This is a genomic window from Humibacillus xanthopallidus (genome assembly GCF_044793955.1).
GTDB lineage: Bacteria > Actinomycetota > Actinomycetes > Actinomycetales > Dermatophilaceae > Humibacillus > Humibacillus xanthopallidus_C.
In genome coordinates this window covers 3,243,443-3,257,554 of the sequence record NZ_CP084995.1, presented here as the reverse complement: position 1 = coordinate 3,257,554, position 14,112 = coordinate 3,243,443, and the positions used below count along the sequence as shown (strand labels likewise).

Here is a 14,112-nt window from a genome sequence, read left to right as displayed (position 1 = left end):
GGGGGGTCTTTTTGTTTCCCGAGGTGACCCCCGAAGGAGACGTCGCGAGGCCCACGAAGCCAGACGGCATACGGACAAGGAGCAGGGGCATGGACTCACTCGCCGGGTCGACCGCCACGACGGCGGTCGACCGCGACCCCCGAGATCGAGGACACTGAAGGTCATGGAAGCGCTGCACGTCTACGACACCACCCTGCGCGATGGTGCCCAGCAAGAGGGTCTCAACCTCTCGGTGTCGGACAAGCTGGCCATTGCCGGGCTGCTCGACGACCTCGGGGTCGACTTCATCGAGGGGGGCTGGCCGGGCGCGAACCCCAAGGACACGGAGTTCTTCGAGCGCGCCCAGACCGAGCTGGACCTGAGGAACGCGACGCTCGCGGCCTTCGGCGCGACTCGCCGGGCCGGCGGCTCCGCCTCGAGCGACCCGCTCGTGCAGGCCCTGCTCGACTCGGGCGCCTCGGTGGTGTGCCTCGTCGCCAAGTCGCACACCGGGCACGTCGAGCGGGCACTGCGCACGACCCTGGACGAGAACCTCGCCATGGTGCGCGACACGGTGAGCCACCTGGTGGCGGAGGGCCGCCGGGTCTTCCTCGACTGCGAGCACTTCTTCGACGGCTGGCACCTCGACCGCGACTACGCATTGTCCGTCGTGCGCACCGCGCACGAGGCGGGGGCCGAGGTCGTCGTGCTCTGCGACACCAACGGCGGCATGCTCCCGCACCAGGTCGAGGAGGTCGTCGCCGACGTCCTCGGCTCCACCGGGGCCCGGGTGGGCGCACACTGCCACAACGACACCGGCTGCGCCGCCGCCAACTCCGTCGCCGCCGTGCGGGCCGGGGCCACCCACGTGCAGGGCACCGTCAACGGCTACGGCGAGCGCACCGGCAACGCCGACCTCGTGACCGTGGCAGCCAACCTGCAGTTCAAGCTCGGCCACGACGTGATGGCGCCCGACGCCTTCACACGGGCGATGCACATCGCGCACGCGATCAGCGAGGTCACCAACGTCCCGGCCTACAGCCGTCAGCCCTACGTGGGGGCGAGCGCCTTCGCGCACAAGGCCGGCCTGCACGCGAGCGCGCTCAAGGTCGACCCCGACCTCTACCAGCACATGGACCCCTCCCGCGTCGGCAACGGGATGCGCACGCTCGTCAGCGACATGGCGGGGCGGGCGAGCATCGAGCTCAAGGCGCGCGAGGCGGGTCTCGACCTCTCCGACCGACCCGAGGTGGTGGCCGCCGTGCTCGCCGAGGTCAAGGACCTCGAGCTGCGCGGCTGGACCTTCGACGCCGCCGACGCCACCGTCGAGCTGATGCTCCGTGAGGCGCTCGAGCCGGGGTGCACCGACTTCTTCGATGTCGAGTCGTGGCGGGTCATCACGGACTCGAGCGGCGAGCGCGATGCGGCGTCGGAGGCGACGGTCAAGCTGCACGCCGGGGGCGCCCGGCTCATCGCCACGGGTGAGGGCAACGGCCCGGTCAACGCCCTCGACCACGCGCTGCGCGAGGCGCTGACCCGCGCCTACCCCGAGATCGAGAAGATCGAGCTCATCGACTTCCGCGTGCGCATCCTCGACGCGTCGCACGGCACCGACGCCGTGACCCGGGTGCTCATCGAGACCTCGGACGGTGAGACGTCGTGGGACACCATTGGGGTGGCGGGCTCGATCCTCGCCGCGTCGTGGCGCGCCCTCACCGACGGCATCGTCTACGGCTTGCTCCGTCAGGGAGTGTCGCGCCGCTGAGCCGGGCGGGCTCGCTGCCAGAGCCCGGGCAGCCAGACGGGCGCGGCGGTGCAGAAGGCCGCTGGCTCGAGGCGCGGAGCCCCGCTGGGGACGGCCCCGAGCAGCCCTTCGGGCAGCTCGGAGAGGTGGTCACGGTTGGTCGTCTCGACGACCGTGGGTTCGCTCGGCCAGGCACCGATGACGACACCGAGCTGACGGATGCCCCTGCGCCACAAGGCTTCTCGGGTGAGCATCGTGTGGTTGAGGGTGCCCAGCCCGCTCCGCGCAACGACGATGACCCCGCAGTCGTCGGTCATCCGGGCGAGGTCGGCGAGTGTGGCGCGCGCGCCGGTCAGCTCGACGAGGAGGCCGCCTGCGCCCTCGACGACGACATGGTCGTGGTCGCGAGCGAGCGCGTGGATCGTGGCCAGGTGCTCATTGAGCGTGGGCAGCGCGGCGTCCTCGAGCCTGGCGGCGGGTCGCGGCGCCATCGGCGCCAGCAGCCGCACGCCCTCGTGCGTCGCGATGCCCGTCAGGCGAGCCACCTCGGCCATGTCGCCTGCTTCGTGGGGGCCGACTCCCGTCTGGGTGGGTTTGTATGCTGTCACGCCCAGCCCCGCTGCCCGCACCGTCGCGCACACGGCCGCCGTCACCACCGTCTTGCCGACGTCGGTGTCGGTGCCGGTCACGACGATGACCCGAGGCAGGCCACCCAGCGCGACGACGGAGGGCGCGATGACAGGAGGCGTGGACGGGCCGCCCGTCACGCCGCGGCCCCCCGGTGATCGGCGGCGACGTCGGCGATGAGCTGCGCGGCAGCGGCCACGTCGGCGGGGGCGAGGTCGGCTCGCGCCGTCACCCGCAGCCGCGAGATGCCGTCGGGCACGCTCGGAGGCCGGAAGCAACCCACGAGCACACCGTGCCGCCGCAGGTCGAGGCACGCCGCGACCGCAGCCTCGGGCGAGGCCATCGGGAGCGACTGGACGGCCCCAGCGGCGGGATCGATGGCGAGCGTCGCAGCGATGGCCTGGGCGTGCGCGCGCACGCGGGCGGCCAGGCGAGGGTCGGCCGCGACGATGTCGGCGGCGGCACGTGCAGCGGCCGCCGCGGCGGGAGCGAGCCCGGTGTCGAAGATGAAGCTGCGGGCCGTGTTGACGAGGTGCTCGCGCACCGTGGGTGGGGCGAGCACGGCTCCGCCCTGGGAGCCGAGCGACTTGCTGAGCGTCATCGTCACGACGAGGTTGGGGGCGTCGACGAGTCCGAGCTCGGCCACGAGGCCCCGCCCCTGCCCCGCGACCCCGATGCCGTGGGCCTCGTCGACGACGAGCAGGGCGTCGTGACGGGCGCACACCGCCACGAGGTCTGGCAGCGGCGCGGCGTCACCGAGCACGGAGTAGATCGACTCCACCGCGACGAGGACACGTGAGCCTGCGCGTCGTGAGAGCTCGCGGTCGAGGTCGGCCGGGTCGGAGTGGGCGAAGGTGGCGTGCGGCACCCGCGACATGCGTGCCGCGTCGTGCAGCGAGGCGTGGGCATGGGCGTCGAGGAGGATCTCCGCCCCGCGCCCACTGAGCGCCGTCAGCGCGCCGAGGTTGGCGGCATACCCCGTCGAGAAGGCGAGCGCGCCCGGCTGGCCGGTCAGCCGGCAGAGGGAGGCCTCGAGCTCGCGGTGCACGGGCAGGGTGCCGGTGACGAGCCGGCTGGCCGTCGCGGACGCGCCGTAGCGGTCGAGGGCCTCATGGGCGGCGGCGACGACCTGCTCGTCCTGCGACAGGCCGAGGTAGTCGTTGGAGGCCAGGTCGAGCACCTCTGCACCCCCACGGGGGCGAGCCTCGCCGCGCAGCACCGGGTCGGAGCGCACGGTGCCGCGGACTCTCCGCAGGTCGGCGCGCTCGGCGAGCCAGGCCTCCCACGCGCCGGTGATCACGAGTGCACCTCCTCGACCGCCCCGACGATGCCGGCCGCGATGCGGCGCACGTCATCGTCGGTGCACACGTAGGGCGGCATCGTGTAGACGAGGTCACGGAAGGGGCGCACCCAGACGCCGCGCTCCAGTGCCGCCCGGGTCACGCGCGCCACGTCCACCGGACCGTCGAGCTGCACGACGCCCACCGCGCCGAGGGTGCGCACGTCGTGCACACCGGGCAGACCGCGGGCGGGGGACAGGTGCTCGTGGAGCAGCCTCGCGACGCGCGGCACGTCGTCCTTCCAGCTCGACTCGACGAGCTCAAGGGAGGCGTTGGCGACGGCGCAGGCCAGCGGGTTGGCCATGAAGGTCGGGCCGTGGAGCAGCGCTCGGTGGGCGGAGGCGGTGATCGCGTCACCGACCCGCGATGTCGCGAGCACGGCTGCGAGGGTGAGGTATCCGCCGGTCAGGGCCTTGCCGACACAGAGGATGTCAGGGGCGACCCCGGCCCACTCCGAGGCGAAGAGCCTGCCGGTGCGGCCGAAGCCGGTCGCGATCTCGTCGACGACGAGCAGCAGGCCGTGCTCGTCGGCGACGTCACGCAGCACGCGGAGGCAGTCGGGGTGGTAGACGTACATCCCCCCGGCGCCCTGGAGCACGGGCTCGACGACGACAGCCGCCAGCTCGCCCTCGTGCTGGGCGGCGAGCGAACGCACCTCATCCGTCCACACTGCCAACGCGGACTCGTCTGTCTCCCAGCGCTCCTCGTCGGTATCGGCGACGACGAGGCGAGCCGCCGGCGGTCGCGGGGCGAAGACCTGGCGGGCCAGCACGCCGGGAAACGCGGAGTGCAGGCCGTCGACGGGGTCGCACACGCTCATCGCCGCGAAGGTGTCACCGTGATAGCCCCCCCGGACCGTCAGGAAGCGCTGTCTCCCCGGGCGACCGACGGCGGCCTGGAACTGCAGGGCGAGCTTGAGCGCGACCTCGACCGACACCGAGCCGGAGTCCGCGAAGAAGACGTGCGCCATCGGCCCGGGCGCGATCGCCGTCAGGCGCTCGGCGAGCGCCACGGCGGGCTCGTGGGTCAGGCCGCCGAACATGACGTGGCTGAAGCGGTCGATCTGCTCGTGCGCTGCCGCGTCGAGGCGGGGGTTGCGGTAGCCGTGGATGGCGCACCACCAGGAGGCCATCGCGTCGGTCGCCGTGTAGAGCCCACCGTCGGGGGCGCAGAGCTCCAGCGTCACCCCGGAGGCCGAGCGGACGGCATACGGCGTCGGGCCGTCGAGCGGGGCGTAGGGGTGCCACACGAGCCCGCGGTCGCGGCTCGCGAGCGACGAGGCCGAGCGCTCAGGCATTGGCCGGCACGTCGGTGCCGGCCCCGCGCCGACGCTTGGACGGGTCGTGGGAGTCGGCGGCCTCAGCCGGCGCGGTCTCGGCCCCGAGCACGACGAAGCCGTTGTCGCGGATGAGCTCGAGGTCGGCCTCAGCAGCCTGCCCCTCCGAGGTGAGGTAGTCGCCGAGGAAGAGGGAGTTGGCGACGTGCAGCGCCAGTCCCTGCAGCGAGCGAAGGTGCATCTCGCGGCCACCGGCGATGCGAATCTCCTTGTCAGGGCAGACGAATCGCGCGGCGGCGAGGATGCGGAGACATCGCCCGGGAGTGAGCTCCCACGTGCCCTCGAGGGGAGTGCCGTCGAAGGGCATGAGGAAGTTGACGGGGATCGAGTCGGAGCCGAGGTCACGCAGGGCGACGAGGGCCTCGACGAGCTGCTCGTCGCTCTCGCCAAGGCCCGCGATGAGTCCGGAGCACGGCGAGAGGCCGGCCTCCTTGGCGCGGTTGACGGTGTCGACGCGGTCGGCGTAGGTGTGGCTCGTGACGATGTCGTCGTGGTGCGACTCGGCGGTGTTGATGTTGTGGTTGTAGGCGTCGACACCGGCCGCGCGCAGCCGCTCGGCCTGGCCGTCCTTGAGCAGGCCGAGGCACGCGCACACCTCGACGTCGGGATGCTCCGACTTCAGCGCGCCGACCATGCCGGCCACCCGCTCGACGTCGCGGTCGGTGGGCCCGCGCCCGCTCGAGACCATGCAGATGCGGCTGGCGCCGCCGCGCAGCCCGGCCGTGGCCTGCTCGACCGCCTCGTCGGCTCCCAGCCAGGTGTACTTGAGGATGTCTGCCTGCGAGCCGAGCCGCTGCGAGCAGTAGTGACAGTCCTCGGGGCAGAGACCCGACTTGAGGTTGACGAGGTAGTTGACCTTGACCGTGTTGCCGAAGTGCTTGCGCCGCAGGCGTGCTGCCGCTGTCACGAGAGCGAGCAGCTCGTCGTCGGTGGCGCGGAGGACGTCGAGGGCGTCGTCGGCGGTGGCCACCCCTCCTGCCAGCACGGCGTCGGCGAGGTCGTCGAAGCGGGTCATCCGGGCTCCTTGCGCACGTCATTGAACGGTGTTCAACTTGAACGGTGTTCAGTATGCCGAGTCGCTAGGGTCGGCTGTCAACGCGGGTCCGATGTGGGCCCGCTCTCACGAGACAGGGATGCGGTGGCACTCAGCAGGGAGCAGGTCGTCGCGACAGCGGTCGAGCTGCTGCGCCGCTACGGCCTCGGCGACCTCTCGATGCGGCGACTCGCCCGCGAGCTCGGGGTGGCGCCCGGCGCTCTCTACTGGCACGTCGCCAACAAGCAGGAGCTGCTCGTCGAGGTCGCCGACGTGCTGCTCGCCGAGGTGCCCGAGGCGCCGCGTGACCGCCCGCCTGCGGAGGGACTGGCCGCGCTGGCTCTCGCGATCCGCGAGGCGGTCGCCCCGGTGCCCGACGGGGCCGATGTCGTCGCGCTGGCGTATGCCGTGGAGCCAGCTGCCGCCCGCCCGCTGCGTGACGTGGCCCGCCTCGTCGGTGCGGCTGGCGTGCCGCTCGGTGAGCGTGACCACGTGGCGGCCCTCGTGGTGCACCACATCCTCGGATCCGTTGCCGCACAACAGGATCGGGCGTTGGCCGCTGCCGTCGACCCTGAGCTGCCCGCGCCCGACGCGGTGGGGGAGACCAAGGCCTTCGAGATCGGGATGGGCGTCATCGTGCGGGGCCTCACGGCATACGCCTGAGGTTGCCTGCTTGGCTGTGCCCGGGTGCGCCGGGCAGGCGAAGTGCTGGGCGGCTCAGGCCCCGCCCAGCACCACCCCCCTGCGGGGTGAGATGTCGACGCGCGTGCCTGAACCTTCGCCGACATCCCTCAGAGGTGCGCGGCGGGGCGCTGATACATCGCGGACCACGACGTCGGTGGCAGAGTGGAGCGATGCCGCTGAGAACGACCACGCCGCCTCCGGCGGACTCCGCTGACGTCGAGGGCTCGAGCAGTGCTGGCTGAGCCATTCACGTTGGTGCTGCTCGAGGGCGCCAGTGACGTGGCGGCCCTGCAGGCCGCGTCGGAGCGGGCCGGTCTGGCGCTCGACGATGCCGGCGTGCGGCTCATCGACATGGGCGGGGCGACCAACGTGCGCCGTCACCTGGTCGACGCAGCCCGGGCGCCGACGAAGCCCCGGGTGCTGGGCATGTGCGACATCAAGGAGGGCAGCTTCTTCGTGCGCGCCCTGCGAGAGCTGGACTGTGACGTCTCGTCGGTCGAGGAGCTGCCGCGATGGGGCTTCCAGATCTGCGACCGGGACCTCGAGGACGAGCTCCTGCGGGCGCTCGGACCTGACGGCGTCCGCCAGGTCTTCGACGGTCTCGGGCTGAGTGGGCGCTTCGCGACCTTCACCCGCCAACCGGCCTGGGCCGCGCGAGAGTTCCACGACCAGGCCCGCCGCTTCGCCGGCGTCGCGTCCGGCCGCAAGGAGGTGATGGCGGCAGCGCTGGCCGCCGCGCTCGACCCGCAGGCGTTGCCATCGCCCCTCAGCCGGCTGCTCGACGACGTGGTGAGGGGCGGGCCGGCCTTCGTGGCTCTGGGGAGAGCGCGCGGTGCGGATGGGGCGGGTCGCACGACACCGTAGGCCAGCCTGCGCCGGCCATCGTGCCCGTCGTGCCCGTCGTGCCCGTCGTGCTTGTCGCGGGGCTCGTCGAGGGAACGACAGCGTGTGACGTGCGTCCGGTTTGCCCCGTCTCCGCACGCTCCGGCTCGGCCGGTGTCATGGTGGAAGGGCCGAGCCGAGGAGGGGATCGCCATGACCACCGATCGCACGAGGGGGCCGCTCAGCGGCGTCGGTCCGTCGGGGTGGCGGCCGCCCGGTCACCCAGCTCACAGCCCGACACCACCGGGGCGAGGCCACGGCGCCCGACGGAGGCCTGGTGAGGGCCAAGGACCCAAGCCGGGACACGGGCTTGGGCCGGGGCACGGCCCCGGGCACAGTCACGGGCCCGGGCAGGGGCACGGGCCCAAGCCCAAGCCCAAGCCCGGCCATGGGGACGGCCCGGCGGGGGAGATCCTCTTCTTCGCGTGGACGATCGACGGCACGGAGCCGACATCGCAGGAGGACATCTTCGGGGTCGACGTGGCGACCGGGACCGTGCGGCGACTCACCGACCAGTCGTCGGGCGTGCCCTTCATCTCCGACCGGGATGCGTCCTGGTCTCCGGACCGCAGCCGGATCGTATTCATGAGCAGCGACGCGATCGCTCCCACGCACCTGCCCGTGCTCTCTGCCACCGGGACGCCGGTCGGCGACCTACCCGTGGAGGGGTCGACCCCGATCTGGGTCGACGCTGCCACGGTCGTCTGTGTCGTGGGTCGGTCGGAACCGGACGGCACGGGCAACCGCCACGAGCTCGTGGCCGTCGACGTGGCGAGCGGCATCGCCCGACCGTTGACGGCGGTGGCTGCGGGCGAGCATCTGGGCGAGCCTGCATGGCACGCCGCCGGGGGACTGGCCGCCACGTTCCAGCGAGAGGACCCCGTCACCGGCGGGTGGTCGGCGGCTCAGCTGGTCGTGGCGCCCGCCGCCACCGTCACTGCCGCGCTCGCTGGTGGCGCGCCACTGACGGTGACGTCGTTCACCGATGTGGCGCCCGGGGTGGTGTGGCCCTCCGGTCCGGACTGGTCGCCGGACGGCGTGCGCATTGCCTTCAGTGCCACCCGGCCCTGCGCCACCACCCATCCGGACGGCACGCCGGTCCTCCAGATGGACGTCGCCCTCATCACGCCGCCGGTGCCAGGAGGCAGCGGGGGAGCCGGGGTCATCGAGTGGATCACGGATGACACGACCGGTGACTACGACACCGGACTCAACGACGGCTCGCCCGCGTTCTCGCCTGATGGCCGGTGGCTCGCGTGGGCCCGCGGCCATGAGGACGACTGCACGCGGATCGTCATCCAGCGGCTGGGTGACCCGTCCGCCCCCACCGTGCTGCTGGGTGACGAGCACTGGTTCCGCTGGGGGCTCGACTGGTGAGGTCCGCCGGTCCCGCGCCGAGCTTCTCCCCTGAGAGGTCGAGCACGAGCGTCTCGCGGCAGGCGGGACAGCCCATGGGCATCTCGCCATCGGCCACGTGGTCGAGGCATCGCTGCCAGACCCCGCCGTCCTCGAAGGACACGAGAGCTTGGAGACCGTAGATGAACTCGATGTCGTCGCGTGCGAGGGCGAGGCTGGTCTCGGCCAGATCGCGCAGCTGAGCGAGGTCGTCGGCATGATCGCGCCGGACATCCGCCGCGCGTTGCGGGCCGTCCTCGGAGGCGATGATCGCAGCAGCCAGGTGCAGGGCGGCCACGTAGCCGGAGGGGGCATGGCGGCCGGCGATCGTCGCCAGCACGGGGAGCGCGGCGTAGCTGGCGCTGTAGACGGTCCCTTGGTGGCAGAGCCTGCTCCATAGCTCGTCCCACTCGACTCCGACTTCGTCGGACGCGTGACCAGCGGCAGCGAGCAGTGCGGGGACGTCTTGCGCGTTGCCGTATGCGTGCTCGAGCGTTGCCCAGTCAGTCACGGTCAGCATTGAAGCACTCCGGCAAGACCCTCGACGTTGCGTGCCTGAGCGGAGCCTCACCGTTGCTCACGGCTGGGTCGTGACCACGTCTCATGCAGGCTCGACCGTCTTGACCATGACGCAGTTCTTCAGCCCCTTGGGCCGGTCGTAGGTGAAGCCGAGCCTCTCGTAGAGGCGACGCGTGCCGTTGTAGAGGAACGACGACGACATCTTCTTGGTCTGGTTGGTCAGGTCGTGCGGATAGCTCTCCACCCGCCCGCCGCCGGCCTGCGCGATCAGGTCGAGCGCACCGGTGATCGCCAGCTCCGTCACGCCGCGTCGCCGGTGGCGCTTGTCGACGAAGACGCACGTGATCCGGTAGTCGGGGTCCGCGGTCTTGGTGGCGTCGTACTCCTTGCGGTGGTGGAGGGTCGGCAGCTCGACGGGGGTGCCGTACTCCGCCCATGCGATGGCCTCGTCACCGTCCAAGACGAGCGCGGCGTGTGCCTGGCCCTTCTCGACGTAGGCCTTCTTGAGCGCTCGGTTGGCCTCGGCCCCCTGGCCGCGCTCGGGCCCGTCAGGGTGGAACCAGATGCACCAGCAGCCGCCGAAGATGCCGTTGTGCCGCTGCACCAGCGCCTCGAAGGCAGGCCAGGTGTCGGGGCTGAGAGGCACGACGGTGTAGGACGACTCAGTGGCCATGTCGCACCATAGCCCGATCCGACACGTTCATCTTCGTGGTCTGGGGTCTTCCTCGGCACGACCGTTGCGCGGCAAGGTCGGGGGGATTCCCTGATTCAGAAGAAGTCGATTGGCCGTCGGCCGTTGCGCGGAGAGGATGAGGCATGCTCAAGATGGAAGAGATCTTCCCGCCCTTCGGACTGCGCATCGCCTCAGGCGCCGTCGAGATGCGTGTGCTGGGCGACGAGGACATCCCTGAACTCGTCGAGCTCGTCCAGGGGGGCGTCCAGGCGGCAGGTCTCCCGATGCCCTTCCTCAATGACTGGCACGCTCAGCCCTTCGCCCCAGGGTCCCCTGATGGCTTCCCGACTGCCTCGCTCGCCTGGTGGTGGACCCAGCGAGCCACGTTCGCCCCCGAGGACTGGCACATGGCTCTGACAGTCCGCCGCGAGGGTGTACTCGTCGGGATGCAGGACGTTCACGCGACGAACTTCCCGCAGACCCGACACATCGAGACGGGCTCTTGGCTGGGGCTGGGCCATCAGGGACAGGGCACTGGGACTCTGATGCGGAAGCTCGTGGTCGGGTTCGCGTTCGATGAACTCGGCGCCCACTCGTGCGGCTCCGGATACATCGTGGGCAACCAGGCATCGGCCGCGGTCAGCCGGAAGACGGGCTACGTCGAGAACGGTCGCAATCGCATCGTGCAACGGACTGCTCAAGGGACGTGCGGCGTGGATGAGCAGCGGCTCCTTGTGACCCCGCAGACCTACCTGCGGCCGGATGGCCCGGTCACGATCCAGGGAGCCGGTGCGCTCCGCCGATTCTTGGCGATCGAGGGCTTGTGACTACCCGAAGCTCGTCGCCGCCACGACGCGAATGCTGCGCGGCATGAGCCTGCAGATCAGACGATCAGCCCAGGAGCCGTCGAACAGTCAGCCCGCGTACGAAGTAGCGGCGCCAGAGCGGGCCCTTCACCCAAGGGACGTCGTCGAACTTCCAGTCGTCGGCGCCAAGGTCGTCCCGCGTCATGCTGAGTGCGGCCAGCCAGTCATCGAACGCCCGGTCGGCTTCCTCCTCGGGCGCTGGCCCGGCGACCAACTGGAAGAACGCGTGGTCGTGTTTCGTGACCTCGGCGAGTAGCGCCGCGCAGGCATCCGCCTCATCCTCAAACCAGCTGCCGCCCCATTCGCTGCCACGCTCGGTGAAGACGACAATCCACCTGCCGTCGCGACAGTCAAGGACCCACTCGTTGTCGCGAAGACGACCGCCGAACAGGTCGTACGTGCGCCGTTGCACCCCGATCTCTTGGAGGTACACGCCAAGGGCCTCGCGCGTCTGGGGCAGGTTCGTGGCCACGACCAGATGCTGTCACAGGGATCATGACGGCCGCTCACTCATGACGAGCGGGTTGCGTTGGTGCACCATGGAGTACGAGATGGGGGCGTCGGACCAGCCACGACGCTGCTGCTCGACCAATGACAGGCGTGGTGCGATTCCAGCATGGGCGACGGCGTCGAAGAAGCAGATGAGCTTGCGTTGGCGTCGTTCGCGCCACTCGTGCACGCACACGGCCAACAATTCGCCGACGTGGATGGGCACGCCGGTCTCCTCCAGCGACTCGCGGGCCGCCGCCTCTTCGTAAGCTTCTGCCGGGTCGATGTGCCCCCCGGGCAGCTCCCACGACGTGACGCCGAGCGCTCGTGGCGGATCATGAGCCACTCATGGTCACGCCGAGTGACGCTGAAGGCCGTGGCTGTTGTGCTCCAATCGTGAGCGAATGTCAGGTGTTGAGCTGGTGGATCGTAGGCGGCGACGAGCCGAGCGCGCCGAGGGCGCGACTTTCGAGATAGGCCTGCACGTTCTCGGCGACCTGCTCCAGCGGTCTGGGTGGTAGGTAGGCGTGGGCGCCCACGTCGAGCAAGCGGCCTACTGGGCCGGAGATGTCGAGGCCGAGTTCTGGGTCATAGATCTCGGTGACGATGATCTGCGCGTTCGGGAAGAGCAGGGTCCAACGGTGGGTGAGCTGGGGGCTGTGCGCCGAGGTGAGGACGACATCGGCGGTGTCCGGGGCGTCGTGGAGGTCCAGGACGACCCAGTCCGGGTCGAAGGACTGGCGCAGCAGGTCGCGTGCGCGGCTGCTGAGGCGCATCGTCGTCGCGAGCACCTTGGTGCCCTCGCGCAGGTCGTCGGGCCTGTCCACGTGGTCGGTCACAGGGCCGGACAGGATGCTGCCCTCAAGGACCGCGGAGGAGTAGGTGAGGGTGCCGACGGTTTCCCCTTCTGAGCGGAGGAGCACTGACCCGGACGTGACGAGGTCTTCCAGCCAGCCCCGCAGACCAGGGTCGAGTGTCTCGAGGTCGACGACGGGCAGCGCCGTCATGGCGATTCGAGGGCGAAGAAGAGGAAGCAGATGAAGCGGTGCCCCTCAAGGGGCAGGAGCTCGGAGGGGGTGTCGGGGACGGCGGCAGGTTCGGTGACGCTGGTGATGACGAGGCCGGCATCGACGAAGGCGTTGATGACGTCCTGCAGGGGTCGGTGCCAGTAGGTGAGGGTGAACGTGGTGCCGTCGTGCTCGTGGTCCTCGGAGTACCGGGTCAGGGCGAAGTAGTCCTGGTCCTGGTAGCAGAACGCGTAGACGAAGGGGTGGATGATCGAGACCACCAGCCGCCCGCCGGGCTTGAGCACACGGCGCAGCTCGGCCAGGGCGGATGACCAGTGCTGCACGTAGTGCAGGGCGAGCGAGCATGTGACGACGTCGAACTCGTCGTCGTCGTACGGCAGACGCTCGGCGAGGTCGGCGACCCGGACGTCGGAGTCGCTGCCGAGGCGGCTCTGCGCGATGCCGATCATGGCGGGGCTCAGGTCGAACCCCGCCACGAGGGCGCCGCGGTCGCGCAGTGCGACCATGAGGGGGCCGTGGCCGCAGCCCGCGTCGAGGACCCGCTTGCCGGTGATGTCGCCGGCGAGGCGGAGCATCTCGGGTCGTGTGTACCAGGCGTTGAACAGGCTCGTGTCGTTGGCCGCGGCATAGGTGGCCGCAAAGTCGTCGTAGTCCGGGGCGTCAGGGGAGCCGGGGGAGATGGTGTTGGTGTCGGTCATGGGTGCTGCTCCTTCGGGGGTGCGTTCGTGGTGGCGCTGATGTCGTGGACGAGGGCGGCCATGACGACTCCGTAGTAGGCATGGCGTTCCTGGCCGTCTTCCACCTCGGCCAGGGCGCGGGAGGTGTCCGTCCAGCGGTCGAGGAGCTGCGCGAGCTCCAGGCGCAGCTGCTGCAGCTCGGTGTCGCTCAGCCGCAGCGCGAAGTCGTCGCTGATCGTGCGTGGCTGACCGCCGTGGGCCTCGGCTGGGTGCGGCGGTTCGTGGATGGCGCGGTGTAGCGCGAGCACGTGGCCCTCGGCGACGCGGCGGAAGACGCGGACCGCAGCGTCACCGCCCTCGAGCTGGCCCATCGCGTCGAGGTCGACTTCGAAGCCGCGCTCGGATGTCATGCGCCACCAGCGCTCGCGCCCGTTCTCGGCCCGATCCGCGTTCTCCTCGATCAACCCGTACTTCGCCAGCTGTCTGAGATGGAAGCTCACGGAGTTCGCCGGCTCGCCCAGGACGGTGGCCAAGTCCACGACCCGAGCGGTCCCTCGACGTGCCAGCTCGCCGAGCAGTCGCATTCGCAGCGGATGCGTGACCGCGAGGACCGCTCTGGGGTCGGAGAGCCGAGTGGGCGACATGCGCATGGGGTCGTTCGTCACGTCCCCCACCGTGCCGCACGCGTTCCGAAAGCGCAATCAAACTTGCGCAAGAAAGCTTGCGGATCCGCACATGGCGCGAGTTCTGAGACCGGCTGACCGTCTGACGGCCAGCCCAGAACCGCTCATCGACATGTCCTGCAAGAGCACGTGCATAGCAAGCATGTGCGGTAGAGGT

Annotated in this window: 16 protein-coding genes; 5 read left to right on the top strand and 11 right to left on the bottom strand. The window is 70.7% G+C overall.

Features of this window, described 5'->3' with window-relative positions:
• Positions 1 to 163 precede the first annotated feature (163 nt).
• Positions 164 to 1,744 (top strand): citramalate synthase, encoded by a 1,581-nt coding sequence (gene cimA / locus LG278_RS14590; RefSeq protein WP_404387981.1) that lies wholly within the window; start codon positions 164 to 166, stop codon positions 1,742 to 1,744.
• Here the strand turns inward: cimA and bioD are convergent.
• The 4 genes from bioD to bioB are packed head-to-tail and all read right to left on the bottom strand — an operon-like array spanning position 1,723 to position 6,041.
• Positions 1,723 to 2,490 carry a dethiobiotin synthase gene (gene bioD, locus LG278_RS14585; protein WP_404387979.1) on the bottom strand — a complete coding sequence of 256 codons (768 nt, stop codon included), beginning with the start codon at positions 2,488 to 2,490 and terminating at the stop codon, positions 1,723 to 1,725. The genes cimA and bioD overlap by 22 nt on opposite strands.
• Positions 2,487 to 3,650, bottom strand: a complete 1,164-nt coding sequence (locus LG278_RS14580; protein WP_404387977.1) for an 8-amino-7-oxononanoate synthase — start codon at positions 3,648 to 3,650, stop codon at positions 2,487 to 2,489. The genes bioD and LG278_RS14580 overlap by 4 nt, the downstream gene beginning before the upstream one ends.
• Positions 3,647 to 4,987 (bottom strand): adenosylmethionine--8-amino-7-oxononanoate transaminase, encoded by a 1,341-nt coding sequence (gene bioA, locus LG278_RS14575; protein ID WP_404387975.1) that lies wholly within the window; start codon positions 4,985 to 4,987, stop codon positions 3,647 to 3,649. Before bioA ends, LG278_RS14580 begins: the two co-directional genes overlap by 4 nt.
• Positions 4,980 to 6,041 carry a biotin synthase BioB gene (bioB, locus tag LG278_RS14570; RefSeq protein ID WP_404387974.1) on the bottom strand — a complete coding sequence of 354 codons (1,062 nt, stop codon included), beginning with the start codon at positions 6,039 to 6,041 and terminating at the stop codon, positions 4,980 to 4,982. The genes bioA and bioB overlap by 8 nt, the downstream gene beginning before the upstream one ends.
• A 123-nt stretch (positions 6,042 to 6,164) precedes the next feature.
• Here bioB and LG278_RS14565 point away from each other — a divergent pair, with 123 nt between their 5' ends.
• From LG278_RS14565 to LG278_RS14555, 3 genes are all read left to right on the top strand, one after another.
• On the top strand, positions 6,165 to 6,722 hold the full coding sequence (locus LG278_RS14565) for a TetR family transcriptional regulator (protein ID WP_404387972.1): 558 nt from the start codon (positions 6,165 to 6,167) through the stop codon (positions 6,720 to 6,722).
• 252 nt (positions 6,723 to 6,974) lie between these two features.
• A complete protein-coding gene (locus LG278_RS14560) occupies positions 6,975 to 7,607 on the top strand; it encodes a hypothetical protein (RefSeq protein WP_404387971.1) in 633 nt (210 codons plus the stop codon).
• Between the two features lie 603 nt (positions 7,608 to 8,210).
• A complete protein-coding gene (locus LG278_RS14555; RefSeq protein WP_404387969.1) occupies positions 8,211 to 9,002 on the top strand; it encodes a hypothetical protein in 792 nt (263 codons plus the stop codon).
• Here LG278_RS14555 and LG278_RS14550 read toward each other — a convergent pair.
• Positions 8,920 to 9,531, bottom strand: coding sequence for a hypothetical protein (locus LG278_RS14550; RefSeq protein WP_404387968.1), 612 nt, complete (start codon positions 9,529 to 9,531; stop codon positions 8,920 to 8,922). The two genes, LG278_RS14555 and LG278_RS14550, sit on opposite strands and share 83 nt — an antisense overlap.
• Before the next feature lie 90 nt (positions 9,532 to 9,621).
• On the bottom strand, positions 9,622 to 10,212 hold the full coding sequence (locus LG278_RS14545) for a GNAT family N-acetyltransferase (RefSeq protein WP_404387967.1): 591 nt from the start codon (positions 10,210 to 10,212) through the stop codon (positions 9,622 to 9,624).
• 143 nt (positions 10,213 to 10,355) lie between these two features.
• On the opposite strand from LG278_RS14545, the gene LG278_RS14540 reads away from it, so the two are divergent.
• Positions 10,356 to 11,039 carry a GNAT family N-acetyltransferase gene (locus LG278_RS14540; protein WP_404387966.1) on the top strand — a complete coding sequence of 228 codons (684 nt, stop codon included), beginning with the start codon at positions 10,356 to 10,358 and terminating at the stop codon, positions 11,037 to 11,039.
• A gap of 64 nt (positions 11,040 to 11,103) precedes the next feature.
• Here LG278_RS14540 and LG278_RS14535 read toward each other — a convergent pair whose 3' ends face one another.
• The 5 genes from LG278_RS14535 to LG278_RS14515 all read right to left on the bottom strand — a co-directional run bounded on the left by LG278_RS14535 (position 11,104) and on the right by LG278_RS14515 (position 13,937).
• Entirely contained in the window at positions 11,104 to 11,550 is a 447-nt protein-coding gene (locus LG278_RS14535) for a hypothetical protein (protein WP_404387965.1), read from the bottom strand.
• Positions 11,551 to 11,571: 21 nt separating this feature from the next.
• Positions 11,572 to 11,913, bottom strand: a complete 342-nt coding sequence (locus LG278_RS14530; protein WP_404387964.1) for an NUDIX hydrolase — start codon at positions 11,911 to 11,913, stop codon at positions 11,572 to 11,574.
• A gap of 61 nt (positions 11,914 to 11,974) precedes the next feature.
• Positions 11,975 to 12,574: a hypothetical protein gene (locus LG278_RS14525; protein ID WP_404387962.1), complete on the bottom strand. Its 600-nt coding sequence runs from the start codon at positions 12,572 to 12,574 to the stop codon at positions 11,975 to 11,977.
• A complete protein-coding gene (locus LG278_RS14520; RefSeq protein ID WP_404387961.1) occupies positions 12,571 to 13,293 on the bottom strand; it encodes a class I SAM-dependent methyltransferase in 723 nt (240 codons plus the stop codon). Before LG278_RS14520 ends, LG278_RS14525 begins: the two co-directional genes overlap by 4 nt.
• Entirely contained in the window at positions 13,290 to 13,937 is a 648-nt protein-coding gene (locus tag LG278_RS14515; protein ID WP_404387960.1) for a helix-turn-helix domain-containing protein, read from the bottom strand. Before LG278_RS14515 ends, LG278_RS14520 begins: the two co-directional genes overlap by 4 nt.
• Positions 13,938 to 14,112 lie beyond the last annotated feature (175 nt).

Coding starts and splice junctions, on each gene's coding strand:
- cimA (WP_404387981.1), top strand. CDS start 164: ATGGAAGCGCTGCACGTCTACGACACCACCCTGCGCGATGGTGCCCAG.
- bioA (WP_404387975.1), bottom strand. CDS start 4,987: ATGCCTGAGCGCTCGGCCTCGTCGCTCGCGAGCCGCGACCGCGGGCTC.
- LG278_RS14545 (WP_404387967.1), bottom strand. CDS start 10,212: ATGGCCACTGAGTCGTCCTACACCGTCGTGCCTCTCAGCCCCGACACC.
- bioB (WP_404387974.1), bottom strand. CDS start 6,041: ATGACCCGCTTCGACGACCTCGCCGACGCCGTGCTGGCAGGAGGGGTG.
- LG278_RS14555 (WP_404387969.1), top strand. CDS start 8,211: ATGAGCAGCGACGCGATCGCTCCCACGCACCTGCCCGTGCTCTCTGCC.
- LG278_RS14540 (WP_404387966.1), top strand. CDS start 10,356: ATGCTCAAGATGGAAGAGATCTTCCCGCCCTTCGGACTGCGCATCGCC.
- LG278_RS14520 (WP_404387961.1), bottom strand. CDS start 13,293: ATGACCGACACCAACACCATCTCCCCCGGCTCCCCTGACGCCCCGGAC.
- LG278_RS14525 (WP_404387962.1), bottom strand. CDS start 12,574: ATGACGGCGCTGCCCGTCGTCGACCTCGAGACACTCGACCCTGGTCTG.